Annotated in this window: 15 protein-coding genes; 10 read left to right on the plus strand and 5 right to left on the minus strand. The window is 74.6% G+C overall.

Translation table 11 applies throughout. The annotated features are described in order from the left end of the window. Complete coding sequence (locus AB0C87_RS28915) at nt 1-1,500, minus strand: TldD/PmbA family protein (protein WP_345181189.1); 1,500 nt, start codon at nt 1,498-1,500, stop codon at nt 1-3. A 159-nt stretch (nt 1,501-1,659) separates the two neighbouring features. Here AB0C87_RS28915 and AB0C87_RS28920 point away from each other — a divergent pair, with 159 nt between their 5' ends. Next, the gene (locus AB0C87_RS28920; RefSeq protein ID WP_360580436.1) at nt 1,660-2,364 is read left to right on the plus strand and encodes a beta-ketoacyl-ACP reductase; all 705 of its coding nucleotides are present in this window, start codon (nt 1,660-1,662) and stop codon (nt 2,362-2,364) included. Between the two features lie 5 nt (nt 2,365-2,369). After that, nucleotides 2,370-3,158: an enoyl-ACP reductase FabI gene (fabI, locus tag AB0C87_RS28925; RefSeq protein WP_345181193.1), complete on the plus strand. Its 789-nt coding sequence runs from the start codon at nt 2,370-2,372 to the stop codon at nt 3,156-3,158. A gap of 45 nt (nt 3,159-3,203) precedes the next feature. Here fabI and AB0C87_RS28930 read toward each other — a convergent pair whose 3' ends face one another. The 3 genes from AB0C87_RS28930 to AB0C87_RS28940 form a co-directional block, all read right to left on the minus strand. Then, nucleotides 3,204-3,836 carry a hypothetical protein gene (locus AB0C87_RS28930; protein ID WP_345181195.1) on the minus strand — a complete coding sequence of 211 codons (633 nt, stop codon included), beginning with the start codon at nt 3,834-3,836 and terminating at the stop codon, nt 3,204-3,206. Between the two features lie 118 nt (nt 3,837-3,954). After that, complete coding sequence (locus AB0C87_RS28935; RefSeq protein WP_360580437.1) at nt 3,955-5,853, minus strand: helix-hairpin-helix domain-containing protein; 1,899 nt, start codon at nt 5,851-5,853, stop codon at nt 3,955-3,957. 99 nt (nt 5,854-5,952) lie between these two features. Next, the gene (locus AB0C87_RS28940) at nt 5,953-6,912 is read right to left on the minus strand and encodes an aldo/keto reductase (RefSeq protein ID WP_345181200.1); all 960 of its coding nucleotides are present in this window, start codon (nt 6,910-6,912) and stop codon (nt 5,953-5,955) included. 132 nt (nt 6,913-7,044) lie between these two features. Between AB0C87_RS28940 and AB0C87_RS28945 the strand changes: the two genes are divergently transcribed. Then, nucleotides 7,045-7,665: a hypothetical protein gene (locus tag AB0C87_RS28945; protein WP_353835834.1), complete on the plus strand. Its 621-nt coding sequence runs from the start codon at nt 7,045-7,047 to the stop codon at nt 7,663-7,665. On the opposite strand, the gene corA is transcribed toward AB0C87_RS28945, so the two are convergent. Then, complete coding sequence (gene corA / locus AB0C87_RS28950) at nt 7,662-8,633, minus strand: magnesium/cobalt transporter CorA (protein ID WP_353835835.1); 972 nt, start codon at nt 8,631-8,633, stop codon at nt 7,662-7,664. The two genes, AB0C87_RS28945 and corA, sit on opposite strands and share 4 nt — an antisense overlap. 62 nt (nt 8,634-8,695) lie before the next feature. Between corA and AB0C87_RS28955 the strand changes: the two genes are divergently transcribed. The 7 genes from AB0C87_RS28955 (at nt 8,696) to mshC (ending at nt 15,002) form a co-directional block, all read left to right on the plus strand. Beyond that, nucleotides 8,696-9,409, plus strand: coding sequence for an MSMEG_4193 family putative phosphomutase (locus AB0C87_RS28955; RefSeq protein WP_353835836.1), 714 nt, complete (start codon nt 8,696-8,698; stop codon nt 9,407-9,409). A gap of 10 nt (nt 9,410-9,419) precedes the next feature. Next, the gene (locus AB0C87_RS28960) at nt 9,420-9,968 is read left to right on the plus strand and encodes a DUF3090 domain-containing protein (protein ID WP_345181208.1); all 549 of its coding nucleotides are present in this window, start codon (nt 9,420-9,422) and stop codon (nt 9,966-9,968) included. Nucleotides 9,969-10,021: 53 nt separating this feature from the next. After that, nucleotides 10,022-10,813 (plus strand): SCO1664 family protein, encoded by a 792-nt coding sequence (locus AB0C87_RS28965; protein WP_345181210.1) that lies wholly within the window; start codon nt 10,022-10,024, stop codon nt 10,811-10,813. Between the two features lie 48 nt (nt 10,814-10,861). Beyond that, the gene (locus AB0C87_RS28970) at nt 10,862-11,626 is read left to right on the plus strand and encodes an NRDE family protein (RefSeq protein WP_345181212.1); all 765 of its coding nucleotides are present in this window, start codon (nt 10,862-10,864) and stop codon (nt 11,624-11,626) included. A gap of 160 nt (nt 11,627-11,786) precedes the next feature. Continuing rightward, nucleotides 11,787-12,755, plus strand: a complete 969-nt coding sequence (locus tag AB0C87_RS28975; protein WP_360580438.1) for an ABC transporter permease — start codon at nt 11,787-11,789, stop codon at nt 12,753-12,755. A 5-nt stretch (nt 12,756-12,760) separates the two neighbouring features. Next, the gene (locus AB0C87_RS28980) at nt 12,761-13,705 is read left to right on the plus strand and encodes an ABC transporter permease (RefSeq protein WP_360580439.1); all 945 of its coding nucleotides are present in this window, start codon (nt 12,761-12,763) and stop codon (nt 13,703-13,705) included. Nucleotides 13,706-13,772: 67 nt separating this feature from the next. After that, on the plus strand, nt 13,773-15,002 hold the full coding sequence (mshC, locus tag AB0C87_RS28985; protein ID WP_360580440.1) for a cysteine--1-D-myo-inosityl 2-amino-2-deoxy-alpha-D-glucopyranoside ligase: 1,230 nt from the start codon (nt 13,773-13,775) through the stop codon (nt 15,000-15,002). Nucleotides 15,003-15,033: the final 31 nt, after the last annotated feature.

The raw sequence follows: 15,033 nt of genomic DNA on the forward strand, positions 1-15,033 counted from the left end.
TCACTGGCCGGCCTCCTTCAGCGCGTTGAGGATGTTGACGCCCCGGAACAGCGCCGACGGGCAGCCGTGGCTGACCGGCGCGACCTGCCCCGGCTGGCCCTTGCCGCAGTTGAACGCGCCGCCGAGCACGTAGGTCTGCGGCCCGCCGACGGCCTCCATCGAGTTCCAGAAGTCGGTGGTGGTCGCCTGGTAGGCGACGTCGCGGAGCTGCCCGGCGAGGCGGCCGTTCTCGATGCGGAAGAACCGCTGCCCGGTGAACTGGAAGTTGTAGCGCTGCATGTCGATCGACCAGCTCTTGTCGCCGAGGATGTAGATGCCGCGCTCGACCCCGGAGATCAGCTCCTCGGTGGACGGGCCGCCCTCGGCGGGCTTGAGCGAGACGTTCGCCATCCGCTGGATCGGCATGCTGGACGCGGCGTCGGCGAAGGCGCAGCCGTTGGAGCGCTCGGCGCCGGTGAGGCGGGCGATGCGGCGGTCGGTCTGGTAGCCGGTGAACAGGCCCCCGGAGACGATGTCGAACGACTGGGCCTGCACGCCCTCGTCGTCGTAGCCGATGGTGGCCAGCCCGTGCTCGGTGGTCCGGTCCCCGGTGACGTTCATGATTTCGGAGCCGTACCGCAGCGTCCCGAGCTTGTCGGGGGTGGCGAACGAGGTGCCCGCGTAGGCGGCCTCGTAGCCGAGCGCCCGGTCCAGCTCGGTGGCGTGCCCGATCGACTCGTGGATCGTCAGCCACAGGTTGGACGGGTCGACGACGACGTCGTACACCCCCGGCTCCACCGACGGCGCGGCGAGCTTCTCGGCGAGCAGTTCGGGGATGCGGGCGAGCTCGCCGTCCCAGTCCCAGTGCTCGCCCGACAGCCACTCCCATCCGTATCCGGCGGGCGGCGCCAGCGTGCGCATCGTGTCGAACAGGCCGCCGGCGATGCCCACGGCGTTGACGACGGGATGCAGCCGGACGCGCTGCTGGGTGGTGACCGTGCCGGCGAGGTCGGCGAAGAACTTGTTCTCCTTGACCTGCAGCAGGGTCGCGTCGACGTGGTCGACGCGGTCGTCGCCGAGCAGCAGGCGGCTCCAGCCCGCCAGCAGCGCGACCTTGTCGGCGGTCGGCACCTCGAAGGGGTCGGTCTCGTAGGCCGAGACCCAGGTGCGCTCCCCGTGGACGGGCTCGGGCGCCAGCTCGATGGGCTCGCGGTTGACGGCCCTGGCGACGGCGGCGACCTCCACGGCCTGCGCGGCGACGCGGGCGGCGCCGTCGGGCGTCAGGTCGATGCCGGCGGCGAAGCCCCAGGTGCCGTCCTTGACGACCCGGACCGACAGCCCGACGTCGTCGGCGTCCAGGGCGGTCTCCAGGGCGGCGTCGTGGAGCCGGAGGGTCTGGCTGCGGATGCGCTCCAGGCGGAAGTCGGCGTGCTGCGCGCCCAGCTCCCTGGCGCGGGACAGCGCCGCGTCGGCCAGCGCGCGAAGCGGCAGCGCGGTGAAGGCGGGATCGATGTCATGCACCCTCCGCAACCTACCGTCCGCGCCCGTCCCGCCGGGGGCCCGCGCGCCGCGCGAACAAAGGGAGGTGAGCGGATCTTGTCGGTTCGGCACATCCGCAGCGGCCGCACGGGCCGCTAATGTCGTGCAGCAGCCAACGAGCAGTACAACGAGAGGGTCCTGATGAGTCGCTCTGTCCTCGTGACCGGCGGTAACCGGGGCATCGGCCTCGCCATCGCCCGCGAGCTGGCCGCGGCGGGCGACGCGGTCGCGGTCACCTACCGGTCCGGAGAGCCGCCCGAGGGGCTGTTCGGCGTCCGGTGCGACGTGACGAGCGCCGAGGACGTCGACGCGGCCTTCAGCAAGGTGGAGGCGGAGCAGGGGCCCATCGAGGTGGTCGTCGCCAACGCGGGGATCACCAAGGACACGCTTCTGGCGATCATGAGCGAGGAGTCGTTCACCTCGGTCCTCGACACCAACCTGACCGGGTCGTTCCGGGTGGCCAAGCGCGCGGTCAAGGGCATGATGCGCAAGCGCGCGGGCCGGATCGTGCTGGTCTCCTCGGTCGTGGGGCTGCTGGGCTCGCCGGGGCAGTCCAACTACGCCGCGTCCAAGGCCGGCATGGTCGGGTTCGCGCGCTCGCTCGCCCGCGAGCTCGGGTCCCGGGGCATCACGGTCAACGTGGTGGCGCCCGGGTTCGTCGACACCGACATGACGGCGGTGCTGACGGAGGACCAGCAGAAGGCCATCACCGCCGCGGTGCCGCTCGGCCGCATCGCGAAGCCGGAGGAGATCGCCAAGGCCGTCCGGTTCGTCGCCAGTGAGGACGCCGCCTACATCACCGGGGCCGTGATCCCGGTCGACGGCGGCCTGGGAATGGGGCACTGACAGTCATGGGAATCCTCGAAGGCAAGCGCATCCTGGTCACCGGCGTCCTCACCGACGCCTCCATCGGCTTCCACGTCGCGCGGATCGCGCAGGAGCAGGGCGCCGAGGTGGTGCTGACCGCCTACCCGCGGCCCACCCTCACGCAGCGGACCGCCAAGCGGCTGCCGTCCGGCCCTGACAACCCGCCGCCGGTGCTGGAACTCGACGTGACCGACGCCGACCAGCTGGGCGCCCTCGCCGGGAACCTGCGCGACAGCGGCTTCGACCGCCTCGACGGCGTGGTCCACGCGATCGGCTTCGCGCCCCAGACCGCGCTCGGCGGGAACTTCCTGGAGACGCCCTGGGAGGACGTCGCCACAGCCGTGCACGCCTCCGCGTACTCGCTGAAGTCGCTGACGATGGCGTGCCTGCCGCTGATGAAGGACGGCGGCTCGGTCGTCGGCCTCGACTTCGACGCCACCAAGGCGTGGCCGGTCTACGACTGGATGGGCGTGGCCAAGGCCGGCCTGGAGTCGTGCGCCCGCTACCTGGCCAAGTACCTGGGCCCGCAGGGCATCCGGGTGAACCTCGTCGCCGCGGGCCCGCTCGCGACGATGGCGGCCAAGAGCATCCCCGGTTTCGAGGGCATGACGGAGCTGTGGCCGAAGGCGGCCCCGCTCGGCTGGGACATCAAGGACAGCGAGCCGACGGCCCGCGCCTGCGCGGCCCTCCTGTCGGACTGGTTCCCCGCGACGACGGGCGAGATCGTCCACGTCGACGGCGGGCTGCACTCCATCGGCGCGCCCTCCATGTGACCCCGGCGGCCGCGCCGGACTCCGGCGCGGCCGAGGGAGCCGTTCTCAGCGGGCCCCGCGCCGGCGGCGGAGGGCGCGGCCCGCGACGCTGACGTTGAGCGCGCCCACGGCCCCGGCGGCCCCGGCCGCCGCGGCGATCAGCATCATCTGGCCGTTGTCCTGGCCGGTGGCGGCGACGGGGGAGATGAGGCGGGTCTGCGGCATGGCGGCCGTCCCGCCGACGGCGTTCGGGTCGGCCGCGATCTCAGGGGTGGGCAGCACGCCGGGCAGTCCCGCCGCGGTGGCGGGCGCCTGCCCGGAGTACGGCTTGAGTCCGCCCGGCCCTGTCATCGGTGCCGGGCCGGGCACCGCGCCCCTCCCGCCGCTCGGCGCAGAGGGCGCCTTGCGGGGGGCCTTGGCGGGCGCCTTGGCCGGCGTCCTGGTCTTCTTCGTGGTCTTCTCAGGGACGGGCTTCAGGCTCTTGGTCGGCGCCGGCGTCGGCGCGGGCGTCTTCGGGGTGAGCGCCTCGCGCAGGTTGCCGAGGTTGCACTTCCAGTTCTCGACCGTGCTCTCGGGGTCGACGCCCTTCTTGCACGTCTCCGCCGCCGCCTCGGCCGCCGGGGCGGCGAGGACGAGGACGAGCGCCCCCGCCGAGACCGCCGCCGACGCCGTTCCGAGCCGCCTGAGCCGCTGGGGCATGTCGCTCCTCCACCCGATGCCGTGCCTGACCTTGTTGACCCTGTCCCTTGTTGACATCGTGTCCCATACGGGGTCGTCCGTAAACCGCGACACGGGGGTTTCTTTACCCATCAGTACCTCACTGGGCCACCAGCCTCGCGAGCCTGGTGCGCCGCGCGGGCGCGTCCTCCTCGCGGACGGCCCTGGCCAGGGCGGGTCCGGCCGCCTGCACGACGGACAGGTGGCGGCGCGCGAGGCCGAACGCGGTGGCCACCAGCGGCCGTGACAGGCCGTCCGCGCCCAGGACCGCCACCACGCCGGGCCGCCGCGTCCCGCGCGCGAGCGCCACGGGCACCGCCCAGCCGTGCCGCAGCCGGGACGCCTCTGCCGGGGCGACGACCGCGGCGCCTCCCGGGAAGTCGACCTCCAGCCCGTGCGGGCCGCCGCCGGTCACCACGCCCGTCTCGCCGAGCGGCGCCTGCGGGAGCGGCGCCGCGACGACCACGCGGTCGCCGGGGTCCAAACCGCCGAACGCGCCGGGGCCGGGGTTCAGCCGGGCCTTGAGCGCGGCGTTCAGGGCGCCCGCGCCCGCGTCCCCGCCCGCCGCCGGGGCGACGACCTGGACGTCCTCGACGGGGATGCCGAGGGCGCGGGGGATCGAGTCGGTGACGAGCTGGACGGTCCGGTGCACCGCCTCGCCGGCGTCCTCGGCGGGCACGATGACCACCTCGCGGCCCGGGGCGTCCACGGCGGTCAGCTCGCCGCCGCGCACCGCCTCGGTCAGGACGCCGAGCGGGTCGGACGGCGGCTCCGCGTCCAGCGCCACGACGGGCACGGTCTCCGACGCCTCCAGATCGTCCAGCGGACGGCCGGGCCCGGCGGGCGGCGGGGCGCCGGGCTCGCGGCACAGCACGAGGTGGGCGCCGTCGGGGCACGCCTCGGCCAGCACCGCGCACAGCTCGACGTCGAGCGCCGCGCCGTCCGCCACGACGAGCAGGTCGAGATCGAAGGGCCGCTGCTCGCCGCGCCCGTAGACGACGGCCCCGGGCGCGGCCGAGGGGTCCTCGCGCGGCTCCAGCAGCCGGTGCAGGCTGGTGACCGCGACGCCCTCCGCCGCGGCGGCGGGGAAGGCGGCCGCGAGATCGGCGGCGGCGCGGTCGGTGGGTGCCGCCACGGCCGTCCGCAGGCCCTGCGAGACCGCGGCGGAGGCGATCCCGGCGATCGTGCGGGCGAGGCCGTCCGCCGCGCCGGACAGGATGCTGACGCCGGTGCGCAGCGCGGCGGTGAGGGCCAGGGAGCGGTCCTCGGGGAGCCCGTCGCGCAGGCCCTTCAGGGCCGCGTCGTCAAGCAGCGGCGCGGCGGTCAGCGTCAGGCGCTGGAACCCCTCGGCCGCCGCCTCCTCCGCGAGCGCCCACCGCGCCGGGCCGAGCGTCTCCTCCGGCTCCGGCGGCTCGGCGCCCTCCTCGAACGCCTCCTCGTCGAACTCCGGCTCCTCGGTCAGCGACAGGACCTCCGCCTCGTCCAGCGCCGCGTCGACGGCGCGCCGCGGGTCGGGGAAGCGCAGGCGCTCCAGCGCGGTCAGCACGTCGGCGGCGGGCGTGACCGTGTGGCCCTGGCGGGCCGCCTCCGTCAGCAGGTGCAGGACGAGGGCCCCGCCGCGGCGGTGATCGTCCGGGCGGGCGTCCTCGCCGAGCAGGGCGCGGGCGAAATGGTCGGCCTGGCCGGGCCGGACGCCGGGGACGCTCAGCAGGCGCCACGGGTCCTCGCGCAGCCGTCCGGCGGCGCCCGGCCCCAGCCGCGCCGCGGCGCGGGAGGCGAGCGCGGCGGGCACGCCGGTCTCGGCGAACAGCCCGCCGAGGGCGCGCAGGTCCTCCTCCGGGCCGGCGGCGGGCTCCGGCGGCGGCGCGGGTGCGGGCGCGGGGGAGTCCCGCCCGTCGAGCGCTCCGGCGGCGGCCTCGGCCGCGCGCATGGCGGCCTCGGCGCGCGCCTTGCGCTCGGCGGCCGAGGGGGCGGCGGACTGTTCAGGGGTGTCGGTCACGGGCTTCCCGTCACGGCTGATCTCGGTTGGCGGTGGACCGTCCAGAGCGTGCCACGGACGGCCCCGGGGTTCACGCACGAATCACGGGTGCGGGACGGATCACGGGTGGGAGGCGGCGTCGGAGAGATCGGAGACGTCGTCCAGCGCGCTGCGGATCTCGTGCGGCAGGGTGACCTCCTCGCTCTCCAGGATCGCGCCGAGCTGCGCCGCGGTCCGCGCGCCGACGATCGGCGCGGCGACGCCCTCGCGGTCGCGGACCCACGCCAGCGCCACGGCGAGCGGGGAGCACCCGAGGCCCTCGGCGGCGGTCACCACCGACTCCACGATGCGGGCGCACTCCTCGTCCAGGTAGGGCTGGACGAAGTCGGCGAAGTGCGGCGCGGCGGCGCGCGACCCGGCGGGGATGCCGGTGCGGTACTTGCCGGTGAGGACGCCGCGGCCGAGCGGCGACCACGGCAGCAGCCCCGCCCCGGCGTCCAGCGCGGCGGGCACGACCTCCCGCTCGATGTCGCGGCGCAGCAGCGAGTACTCCAGCTGCGCCGACACGACCGGCGCGCGGCCCGGCCAGGCCCGCTGCCAGGCGGCGGCCTTGGCGACCTGCCAGCCCGCGTAGTTGGAGACGCCGACGTAGCGGGCCCGGCCCGAGGAGACCGCCTCGTCCAGCGCCGAGAGCGTCTCCTCCAGCGGCGTGCCCGGGTCGTAGACGTGCAGCTGCCACAGGTCGACGTGGTCGAGGTCCATGCGGTCGAGGGAGGCGTCGAGGGCGTGCAGCAGGTGCCGGCGCGAGGCGTCGTAGCGCCCGTTCGGCCGGATCGCGGCCTTGGTCGCGACGACGAGGTCGTCGCGGTCGACCAGCTCGCGCAGCAGGTGGCCGAGGATGCGCTCGCTGTCGCCGTCGCTGTAGACGTCGGCGGTGTCGACCAGGGTGCCCCCGGCCTCTACGAAGGCGATGAGCTGCGCGGCCGCCTCGTCCGGGGCGGTGTCCTGGCCCCAGGTCATGGTGCCGAGTCCCAGCCGGGACACCAGCAGCCCGCTCCGCCCGAGGTGACGCTCCTTCATAGGCGGCCAATCTAGCGGTCCGGGCGAGCGGCGCGGAAAGCGAGCGGCCGCCCCGGCCGGGCGGGTCCGCGGCGCGAAGATCCTGGTGAGGATCTATTGCGGCGGGGCACCGCCGGGTTAGAGTTCGCAGCCATGGCGCCACCCCCGTTCTCGATGTACTCGCCGAAGACGCCGGAAGGCGACGGCGGGCCGGACGTGGCGCCGGTGTTCGGCGCCGGCCCCGGTGACGACCCCGGCTACCTCGCCTCGCTGCGAGGCGGCACCGAGCTCGGCCGGATGCGCCTGATGATGCTGGCGCTGCTGGCCGCCCCCGTCCTGATCCTGGCGATCGTGCCGCTGATCGTCGAGGACGGCCCCGGGGACGGGCCGTCGTGGATCTACCTGCCGCTCGCGGCCGCCGCGCTGCCGGCCCTGCTCGCCGGGCCCCGCGCTCCGCGCCCGATGGCGCCGGGCGCCGACCCGGCCGCGGCGGCGCGGACCGCGCTGATGATGTTCCGGCAGGCCGTCCTGCTGCGGTTCGCCCTCGCCGAGGGCGTGATCCTGCTGGGACTCCCGCTGGCGATGGTCGCCCACAGCGAGCTGGTCTTCGTCGCGGGGTTCGTCGTCGGCTACCCGCTGCTGGTCTGGCTGGCGCTGCCCACGCGCTCCGGCGTGGAGCGGATCCGCCGCCGCCTGGAGTCGCAGGACGCCGAGTCGCACCTGTGGGCGGTGCTCCTCGCCGCGCCCGCGTCCCCTCACGACTCCGGCGCCTAGAGCCAGCCGCTCTTGCGCAGGCGGCGGAACAGCAGCACGCACACGACGGCCATCACCGCGATGACCAGCGGGTACCCGATGGTCCAGTGGAGCTCGGGCATGTGGTCGAAGTTCATGCCGTAGATCCCGGCGATCGCGGTGGGCACGGCGATGATCGCGGCCCACGCGGAGATCTTGCGCATGTCCTCGTTCTGCCGCTTGCCGAGCAGCGCCAGGTGCGCGGTCAGCACGCTGTTGAGCAGCTCGTTGTGCGCGTCGACCTGCCCGTCGACGCGCAGCAGGTGGTCCAGGACGTCGCGGAAGTACTCGCGGGTGGAGCCGCACTCGGCGACCCGGCCCTTCACGATCTCCTGCAGCACGGGGACGAGCGGGTCCTCGGCGCCGCGGAACTCCAGCACCTCCCGCTTGAGCGAGTAGATGTCGGCGGTGACGTCCCGGGCGTTCGGGTCGAACACGGCCCGCTCCAGCCCGATGATGTCGACCTCGACCTCGTGGGCGACGACGCCGTACCGGTCGACGACCTCGTCGCACACGGCGTACAGGACGGCGGTGGCGCCGTGGCCGAGCAGCTCCGGGTTGTCCTCCAGCCGCTTGCGGACCGGCCCGAGCGGGTTCCCGGCGCCGTGCCGGACGGTCACCACGAAGTCGCGGCCGAGGAAGACCATGATCTCGCCGACCTCGATGTCGGAGGTCTTGTCGACGTAGGCGAGCGTCTTCAGCACCACGAACAGCGTGTCGTCGTAGCGCTCCATCTTGGGCCGCTGGTGCGCGGAGACCGCGTCCTCGGCCGCCAGCGGGTGCAGGTTCAGCTCGTCCTTGACCAGCTCGAACTCGTCCTCGTCGGGCTCGAAGAGGCCGATCCACAGGAAGCACTCGCCGTCCTCGCGGGCGAGGTCGAAGGCGTCGCTGATGTCGCCCTCGATGTCGCGGCGCTTCCCGCCGGCGTAGATGGCCTTGTCGACGATCACACCACGCATTGTCGCGCATCCGGGGCGTCGGGACGTCCGGATGATCTCCTAGAGTGGCCGGTGTGACGACGCTTCTGCTGGTTCGGCATGGCCTGACCGCTATGACCGGCCCCGTGCTGGCCGGATGGACGCCCGGAGTGCGCCTGGACGAGCGCGGCCGCGCGCAGGCGGCGGCGCTCGCCGCCCGCCTGGCGCCCCTGCCGCTCGCCGCCGTCGTGTCCAGCCCGCTGGAACGCTGCGTCGAGACCGCCGAGGCCGTGGCCGCGGGGCACGCCGAGAAGGTCGAGAAGGTCGAGACCGACGACCGGTTCGGCGAGGTCCGCTACGGCGACTGGACGGGCCGTCCCCTCAAGGAGCTGGCCGAGGAGCCGCTCTGGCGCGTCGTGCAGGCCCATCCGAGCGCCGCGCGGTTCCCCGGCGAGGCGGGGGAGGCGCTGGCGGACGCCCAGCACCGCGCCGTCACCGCCGTCCGCGACTGGAACGAGCGGATCGCCGCCGCCCGGGGGCCGGACGCGCTCTACGCCGTGTGCAGCCACGGCGACATCATCAAGTCGATCGTCGCCGACGCCCTCGGCCTGCACCTGGACCAGTTCCAGCGCATCCAGGCCGACCCGGCGTCGCTCACCGTGATCCGCTACACCGAGACGCGCCCGTTCGTCGTCCGGCTCAACGACACCGGAGGCGACGTCGCCGGGCTGATCCCGGAACCGCCGGAGGAACGTTCCGGGAAAGACGGACTCGGGTCGAGTGACGCGGTCGTGGGCGGCGGCGCGTAGGGTCGTTGTCATGCCCGTCATCTCCTACGATCCGCCGGAGCGCTTCGTCGCCGGCGCCGTCGGGCGCCCCGGCGACCGCGCGTTCTACCTGCAGGCGCGCTCCGGCCGCCGCGTCACCAGCGTCGGCCTGGAGAAGTTCCAGGTGACGCTGCTGGCCGAGCGGCTGGAGGAGCTGCTGGACGAGGTCCTGCGGCGCAGCGGCGGGGACGCCGACGTGCCCCCGGTCGCCCCCTCCGAGCTCAAGGACGACGGTCCCCTCGACCAGCCCGTCGAGGAGGAGTTCAAGGTCGGCACGATGGCGCTGGCCTGGGACCCCGACGGCGAGCAGGTGGTCATCGAGGCGCAGGAGGTCACCGAGTCCGACGAGGAGCCCGAGGTCGGCGAGGACGACCCCGCCGTCGCGGTGCTGCGGGTGCGGATCAGCGCGGCGCAGGCCCGCGCGTTCGCCGAGCGCGCCCTGAAGGTGGTCGCGGCGGGACGCCCGCCGTGCCCGCTGTGCGGCCTGCCGCTCGACAGCGAGGGGCACGTCTGCCCCCGCCAGAACGGATACCTCGGCTGAGATGACACCCCGCTGTGCTGGATCATGGACGACGTGGCCGGGAGAATGAACGCATGACGCAGTCCTCCCGGGGCCGGGCGCCCGCCGGCGACGCAGGCGGGCCGGGCGAGGCCGGGCGCGCGGTGTCCCCGCGCGACGCGGCCGCCGCCGAACGGCTGCTGTCCGCCGGCCGCCTCGCCGTGGAGGGCCGGCTCGTCCAGGCGTCCAACGCCACCCTCTACTGCGCGATCGAGCACGACGGGGTGTCGGCCAACTGCGTCTACAAGCCGGTCGCGGGGGAGCGGCCCCTGTGGGACTTCCCCGACGGGACCCTCGCCGAGCGGGAGGTCGCCGCCTACGAGGTCTCCAAGGCGATGGGCTGGAACACCGTCCCGCCCACCGTCCACCGCGACGGCCCCTACGGGCCCGGCATGGTGCAGCTGTGGGTGGAGCCCGACCCCGGCGTCGACCTCGTCGGCCTGTCGCGCTCCGACGACGAGGCCGTCCGCCGGATGGCCGTCTTCGACGCCGTCGTCAACAACGCCGACCGCAAGATCGGTCACCTGCTGCCTCCCGGCGACGGCCACGTGTACGGCTGCGACCACGGCGTCTGCTTCTCCGTCGAGTACAAGCTGCGCACCGTGCTGTGGCAGTGGCGCGGCAAGCCCCTGACCCCGGAGGCCGTCGAGGCGCTCGGCCGGGTCGACGCGGGGCTGCGCGGCGGCGCCCTCGGCGCGCGGCTCGCCGAGCTGCTCACCGCCGAGGAGGTCGACGCCACCCGGCGCCGCGTCGAGCTGATGCTCAAGCACCGCATCCACCCCTACCCGCCCGAGGACTGGCCCGCCATCCCCTGGCCGCCGCTGTAGCCCGCCCCCGCCGGGATCGGCGCACCGGTGGAATGCTCCAATTGGGGCATGTGTACGGCGATCATCAGTGTCGACCCGTCCTCCCCGGTTCCGGTGCTCCTCGTGGGCGTGCGCGACGAGTTCACCGCGCGCGCGTGGGAGCCGCCCGCCCGGCACTGGCCGGACCGCCCCGGCCTCGTCGGCGGCCGCGACCTGCGCGCGGGCGGCACCTGGCTGGCGGTGGACCCCGGCGCGCCGCGGGCCGCCGTCGTGCTGAACGGCCGCGGCGCCATGGCTCCCGAGGCGGGCCGCGCCTCCCGCGGGGAGCTGCCGCTGCGGGTCGCCGCCGACGGCAAGCTCGGCGGGCCGGACCTCGCCGCGTTCGACCCGTTCCACCTCGTCGGCGCCGAACCCGACCGGGTGCGGCTGTGGAGCTGGGACGGCGCGGCCCTGACCGAGCGCGGGCTCGGACCCGGCCTGCACATGATCGTCAACAGCGGGCTGGAGGGGGAGGGCCAGCCGGAGGGCGAGACCGAGGACGCCTACATGGCGGCGCGGCTCGCGCACTTCCGGCCGCTTCTGGCCGCCGCGCCGCGCCCCGAGCCGCGCCTCGAGGACACCGTGGAACGGGCCTGGGGCGCATGGCTGCCACTGGTGGACGGCGGCGGCCTGCCCCGCGCCGACCACCGCGCCCTGCTCCCCCTGCTCGACCTGGGCGACGGCCGCGTGTGGGGCACGACCTCCGTCAGCCTCGTCGCCCTCGGCCGGACCGGCGTCCGGTACGACTTCTCCGCCGTCCCCGGCGACCCGCACGCCTGGAGCCGCGTGCGCTGACAGGGACCCGCCCTGCCCACTTGCCGGCTCCGGCTGCGGAACATGACGCTCGGTGCTAGTTTGACTACCTAATGCGATCTTCGTCGGGGCGAAGCCGCCCGCGAAGGGTCATCGGCAGACGGGGAGTGCGGATGGCAGCGGTGGCACGCGCGGCGGCGCGATGAGCAGCTACGCCGAGGTCGAGACCCGCAGGCCGAGGGCGGCGCCGGACGAGGCCCTGCCCGTGGAGGGCCGCACCCCCTGCCAGCTCGCCTGGACCCGGTTCCGCCGCGACCGGCTCGCGGTCGCGGCGCTCGCCGTCCTCGCGCTGATCCTGGCGTTCGCGGCGCTGGCGCCGCTGTGGGCGCACCTGACCGGCCACCCCTACGACGCGACCTTCCCGCGCACCGGCCTGGACGCCGGAGGGCAGCCGCGCGGGCCGGGAGCGCGGTTCCCGCTCGGCGCCGACCAGCTCGGCCGCGACGTCCTCGTGCGCGCCGCCTACGGGGCACGGATCTCCCTGGCCGTCGGGATCCTCGCGGCCCTTCTCGCCTCCGCCGCCGGGACCGCCGTCGGAACCCTCGCGGGGTTCGCGGGCGGCGCCCTGGACGCCCTGCTCGCCCGGCTCATGGACATGATGCTCGCCCTGCCGTACCTGCTCGTGGCCATCGTGCTGGCGACCACGTTCCAGATCACCTCGGTCGCCGCCAGCCTGAGCATGACGATCCTGATCATCGCCTTCTTCTCGTTCGCCGCGGTCGCCCGCGTCATCCGCGGACAGGTGATCACGATCAGGCGGCGGGAGTTCATCGAGGCGGCCCGCGCCCTCGGCGCCTCCGACGTCCGGATCATGTTCGGCGAGGTCCTGCCGAACCTGTCCGCGCACGTCACCGTGCTGACCTCGCTGCTGGTCCCGGCCTCGATCGTGTTCGAGGCGACGCTGTCGTTCCTCGGCGTCGGGGTGCGCCCGCCGATGCCGAGCTGGGGGTCGATGCTCGGCGAGGGCGGCGACGTGTTCCGGGCGGCCTGGTGGCTGCTGGCCGTCCCGGGCGTCCTGCTGCTGGCGACGACGCTGGCGTTCAACCTGCTCGGCGAGGGCATCCGCGACGCCTTCGACCCGCGCGGCGACCGCGCGCCCGGGGGGCGGTGAGGCGCGTGGCGCGGTTCGTCCTCCGCCGCCTGCTGTACACGGTCGTGGTGCTGTGGATGGCGGCCACGCTGGTCTTCGTGTTCCTGCACGTCTCGCCGGTCCCGGTGGAGCGCGTCATCGGCGGGCCTCGCGCCACCGCCGACACCCTCGGCCAGATCCGCCGCAACCTCGGGCTGGACCGCCCCGTCCTCGTCCAGTACTGGCGGTTCGCCGGACGGCTGGTGCGCGGCGACCTCGGCGACTCCTACATCAACGGCGTACCGGTCACCAGCCTGATCGGCCAGCGCCTCCCCACGACGCTGTGCCTGGTGGCGGGCGCGGCCGTCCTGTGGTTCGCCGGCGGCGTGCTGCTCGGCGTGTTCTGCGCGATGCGGCCGCGCGGCCTCGGTGACCGGGCCGCGACCGTGTTCGTGCTGGTCGGCCTGTCCACCCCGCCGTTCGTGATGGCGCTCGCGCTGCTGCACGTGTTCTCCGCCGGGCTCGGCGGCGGCGCCGCCCACCTGTTCGAGGCGGGACCCCCGCTGCAGGAGCACTTCCTGCGCCGGATGGTCCTGCCGTGGATCGCGCTGGCGTTCCTCATGATCGCCACCTACACGCGCCTCACCCGCGGGGCGATGCTGGACGTGCTCGGCGAGGACTACGTGCGGACGGCGCGGGCCAAGGGCCTGCCCGAACGCCGCGTCGTCGGCCGGCACGGGCTGCGGACGGCGCTGGCCCCCGTCGTCACCCAGCTCGGCATCGACCTCGGCGCGCTGGTCGGCTCCACGATCGTCACCGAGAAGGTGTTCGGGCTGCAGGGCGTGGGGCAGCTGGTCTACCAGTCCATCGCGCTCGGCGACACCCCGGTCGTCATCGGGGTGACGCTTCTGGTGACGTCGTTCGTCGTCGTCGCGAACCTGCTGGTCGACATCGGCTACTCGGTGCTGGACCCGCGCGTCCGGCACCGCTGAGGGCGCGCCCGGCGGAAGCCGTGATCTCGGATTCATGCCGCGAAGTACGCATGGATAAGCTTTCTGTATGCGATCGTGGCCCGCCTCCGAAGTCCCCAGCCTCTCCGACGCGGGACTGCCCGCCGCGACCCGGGCCCTCAGCCTGCACGACACCGGCACCGGGACGACGCGCCCCACGTCCCCAGGCGACATCGCCCGGATGTACGTGTGCGGGATCACCCCCTACGACGCGACGCACCTCGGCCACGCCAACACCTACCTGGCCTTCGACCTCGTCAACCGGGTGTGGCGGGACCTCGGCCACCGGGTCCACTACGTCCAGAACACCACCGACGTCGACGACCCGCTCCTGGAACGTGCCCAGCAGACCGGGGAGGACTGGCGCGAGCTCGCCGACCGGGAGATCCAGCTCTTCCGCGACGACATGACCGCGCTGCGCGTCCTGCCGCCCGACCGCTACGTCGGCGCGGTCGAGGCGATCCCGCTGATCATCGAGATGATCGAGAAGCTGCGCGGCCGGGACGCCGCCTACGAGGTGGACGGCGACGTCTACTTCCCGATCGCCTCCGACCCGGCGTTCGGCGGGGTCAGCAGGCTCACGCGGGAGGAGATGGCGCCGCTGTTCGCCGAGCGCGGGGGAGACCCGGACCGGCCAGGCAAGCGCGACCCCCTCGACGCGCTGCTGTGGATGGCGCGGCGGCCCGGCGAGCCCGGGTGGGACTCGCCGTTCGGGGAGGGGCGCCCCGGCTGGCACGTGGAGTGCTCGGCGATCTCCATCGAGTACCTCGGCATGGCCTTCGACGTCGAGGGCGGCGGCTCGGACCTGGCGTTCCCCCACCACGAGATGAGCGCCTCGCACGCGCAGGTCGCCACGGGGGAGCGGCCGCACGCCCGCGCCTACGTGCACTCCGGCATGGTCGGCCTGGACGGCGAGAAGATGTCCAAGTCGCGCGGCAACCTCGTGTTCGTGTCGAAGCTGCGGGAGTCCGGAGCCGACCCGATGGCGATCCGGACGGCGCTGCTGGCCCACCACTACCGCTCCGACTGGGAGTGGACCGCGGACGCCCTCGACGAGGCGGCCGCCCGCCTCGGCCGCTGGCGCGCCGCGGCGGCCCGCCCGTCCGGCCCGCCCGCCGCCCCGCTGGCCGCCGCGGTCCGCGAGGGCCTGGCCGACGACCTGGACACTCCCGCCGCGCTGGCGGCCGTGGACGCCTGGGCCTCCGCCGACGGCGACGACGAGGCGGCGCCGGCCCAGGCCGCCGCCGTCGTCGACGCCCTCCTCGGCATCGCGCTCTGACCGGCGGCGTCCGACCTCGTCCCGCGCCGGT

This window comes from Actinomadura sp. NPDC048021 (genome assembly GCF_040653135.1).
In the GTDB taxonomy this organism is placed as follows: Bacteria; Actinomycetota; Actinomycetes; order Streptosporangiales; family Streptosporangiaceae; genus Spirillospora; species Spirillospora verrucosospora.

Coding starts and splice junctions, on each gene's coding strand:
- AB0C87_RS28975 (WP_360580438.1), top strand. CDS start 11,787: ATGAGCAGCTACGCCGAGGTCGAGACCCGCAGGCCGAGGGCGGCGCCG.
- AB0C87_RS28945 (WP_353835834.1), top strand. CDS start 7,045: ATGGCGCCACCCCCGTTCTCGATGTACTCGCCGAAGACGCCGGAAGGC.
- AB0C87_RS28920 (WP_360580436.1), top strand. CDS start 1,660: ATGAGTCGCTCTGTCCTCGTGACCGGCGGTAACCGGGGCATCGGCCTC.
- AB0C87_RS28940 (WP_345181200.1), bottom strand. CDS start 6,912: ATGAAGGAGCGTCACCTCGGGCGGAGCGGGCTGCTGGTGTCCCGGCTG.
- AB0C87_RS28960 (WP_345181208.1), top strand. CDS start 9,420: ATGCCCGTCATCTCCTACGATCCGCCGGAGCGCTTCGTCGCCGGCGCC.
- fabI (WP_345181193.1), top strand. CDS start 2,370: ATGGGAATCCTCGAAGGCAAGCGCATCCTGGTCACCGGCGTCCTCACC.
- mshC (WP_360580440.1), top strand. CDS start 13,773: ATGCGATCGTGGCCCGCCTCCGAAGTCCCCAGCCTCTCCGACGCGGGA.
- AB0C87_RS28930 (WP_345181195.1), bottom strand. CDS start 3,836: ATGCCCCAGCGGCTCAGGCGGCTCGGAACGGCGTCGGCGGCGGTCTCG.
- AB0C87_RS28965 (WP_345181210.1), top strand. CDS start 10,022: ATGACGCAGTCCTCCCGGGGCCGGGCGCCCGCCGGCGACGCAGGCGGG.
- AB0C87_RS28970 (WP_345181212.1), top strand. CDS start 10,862: ATGTGTACGGCGATCATCAGTGTCGACCCGTCCTCCCCGGTTCCGGTG.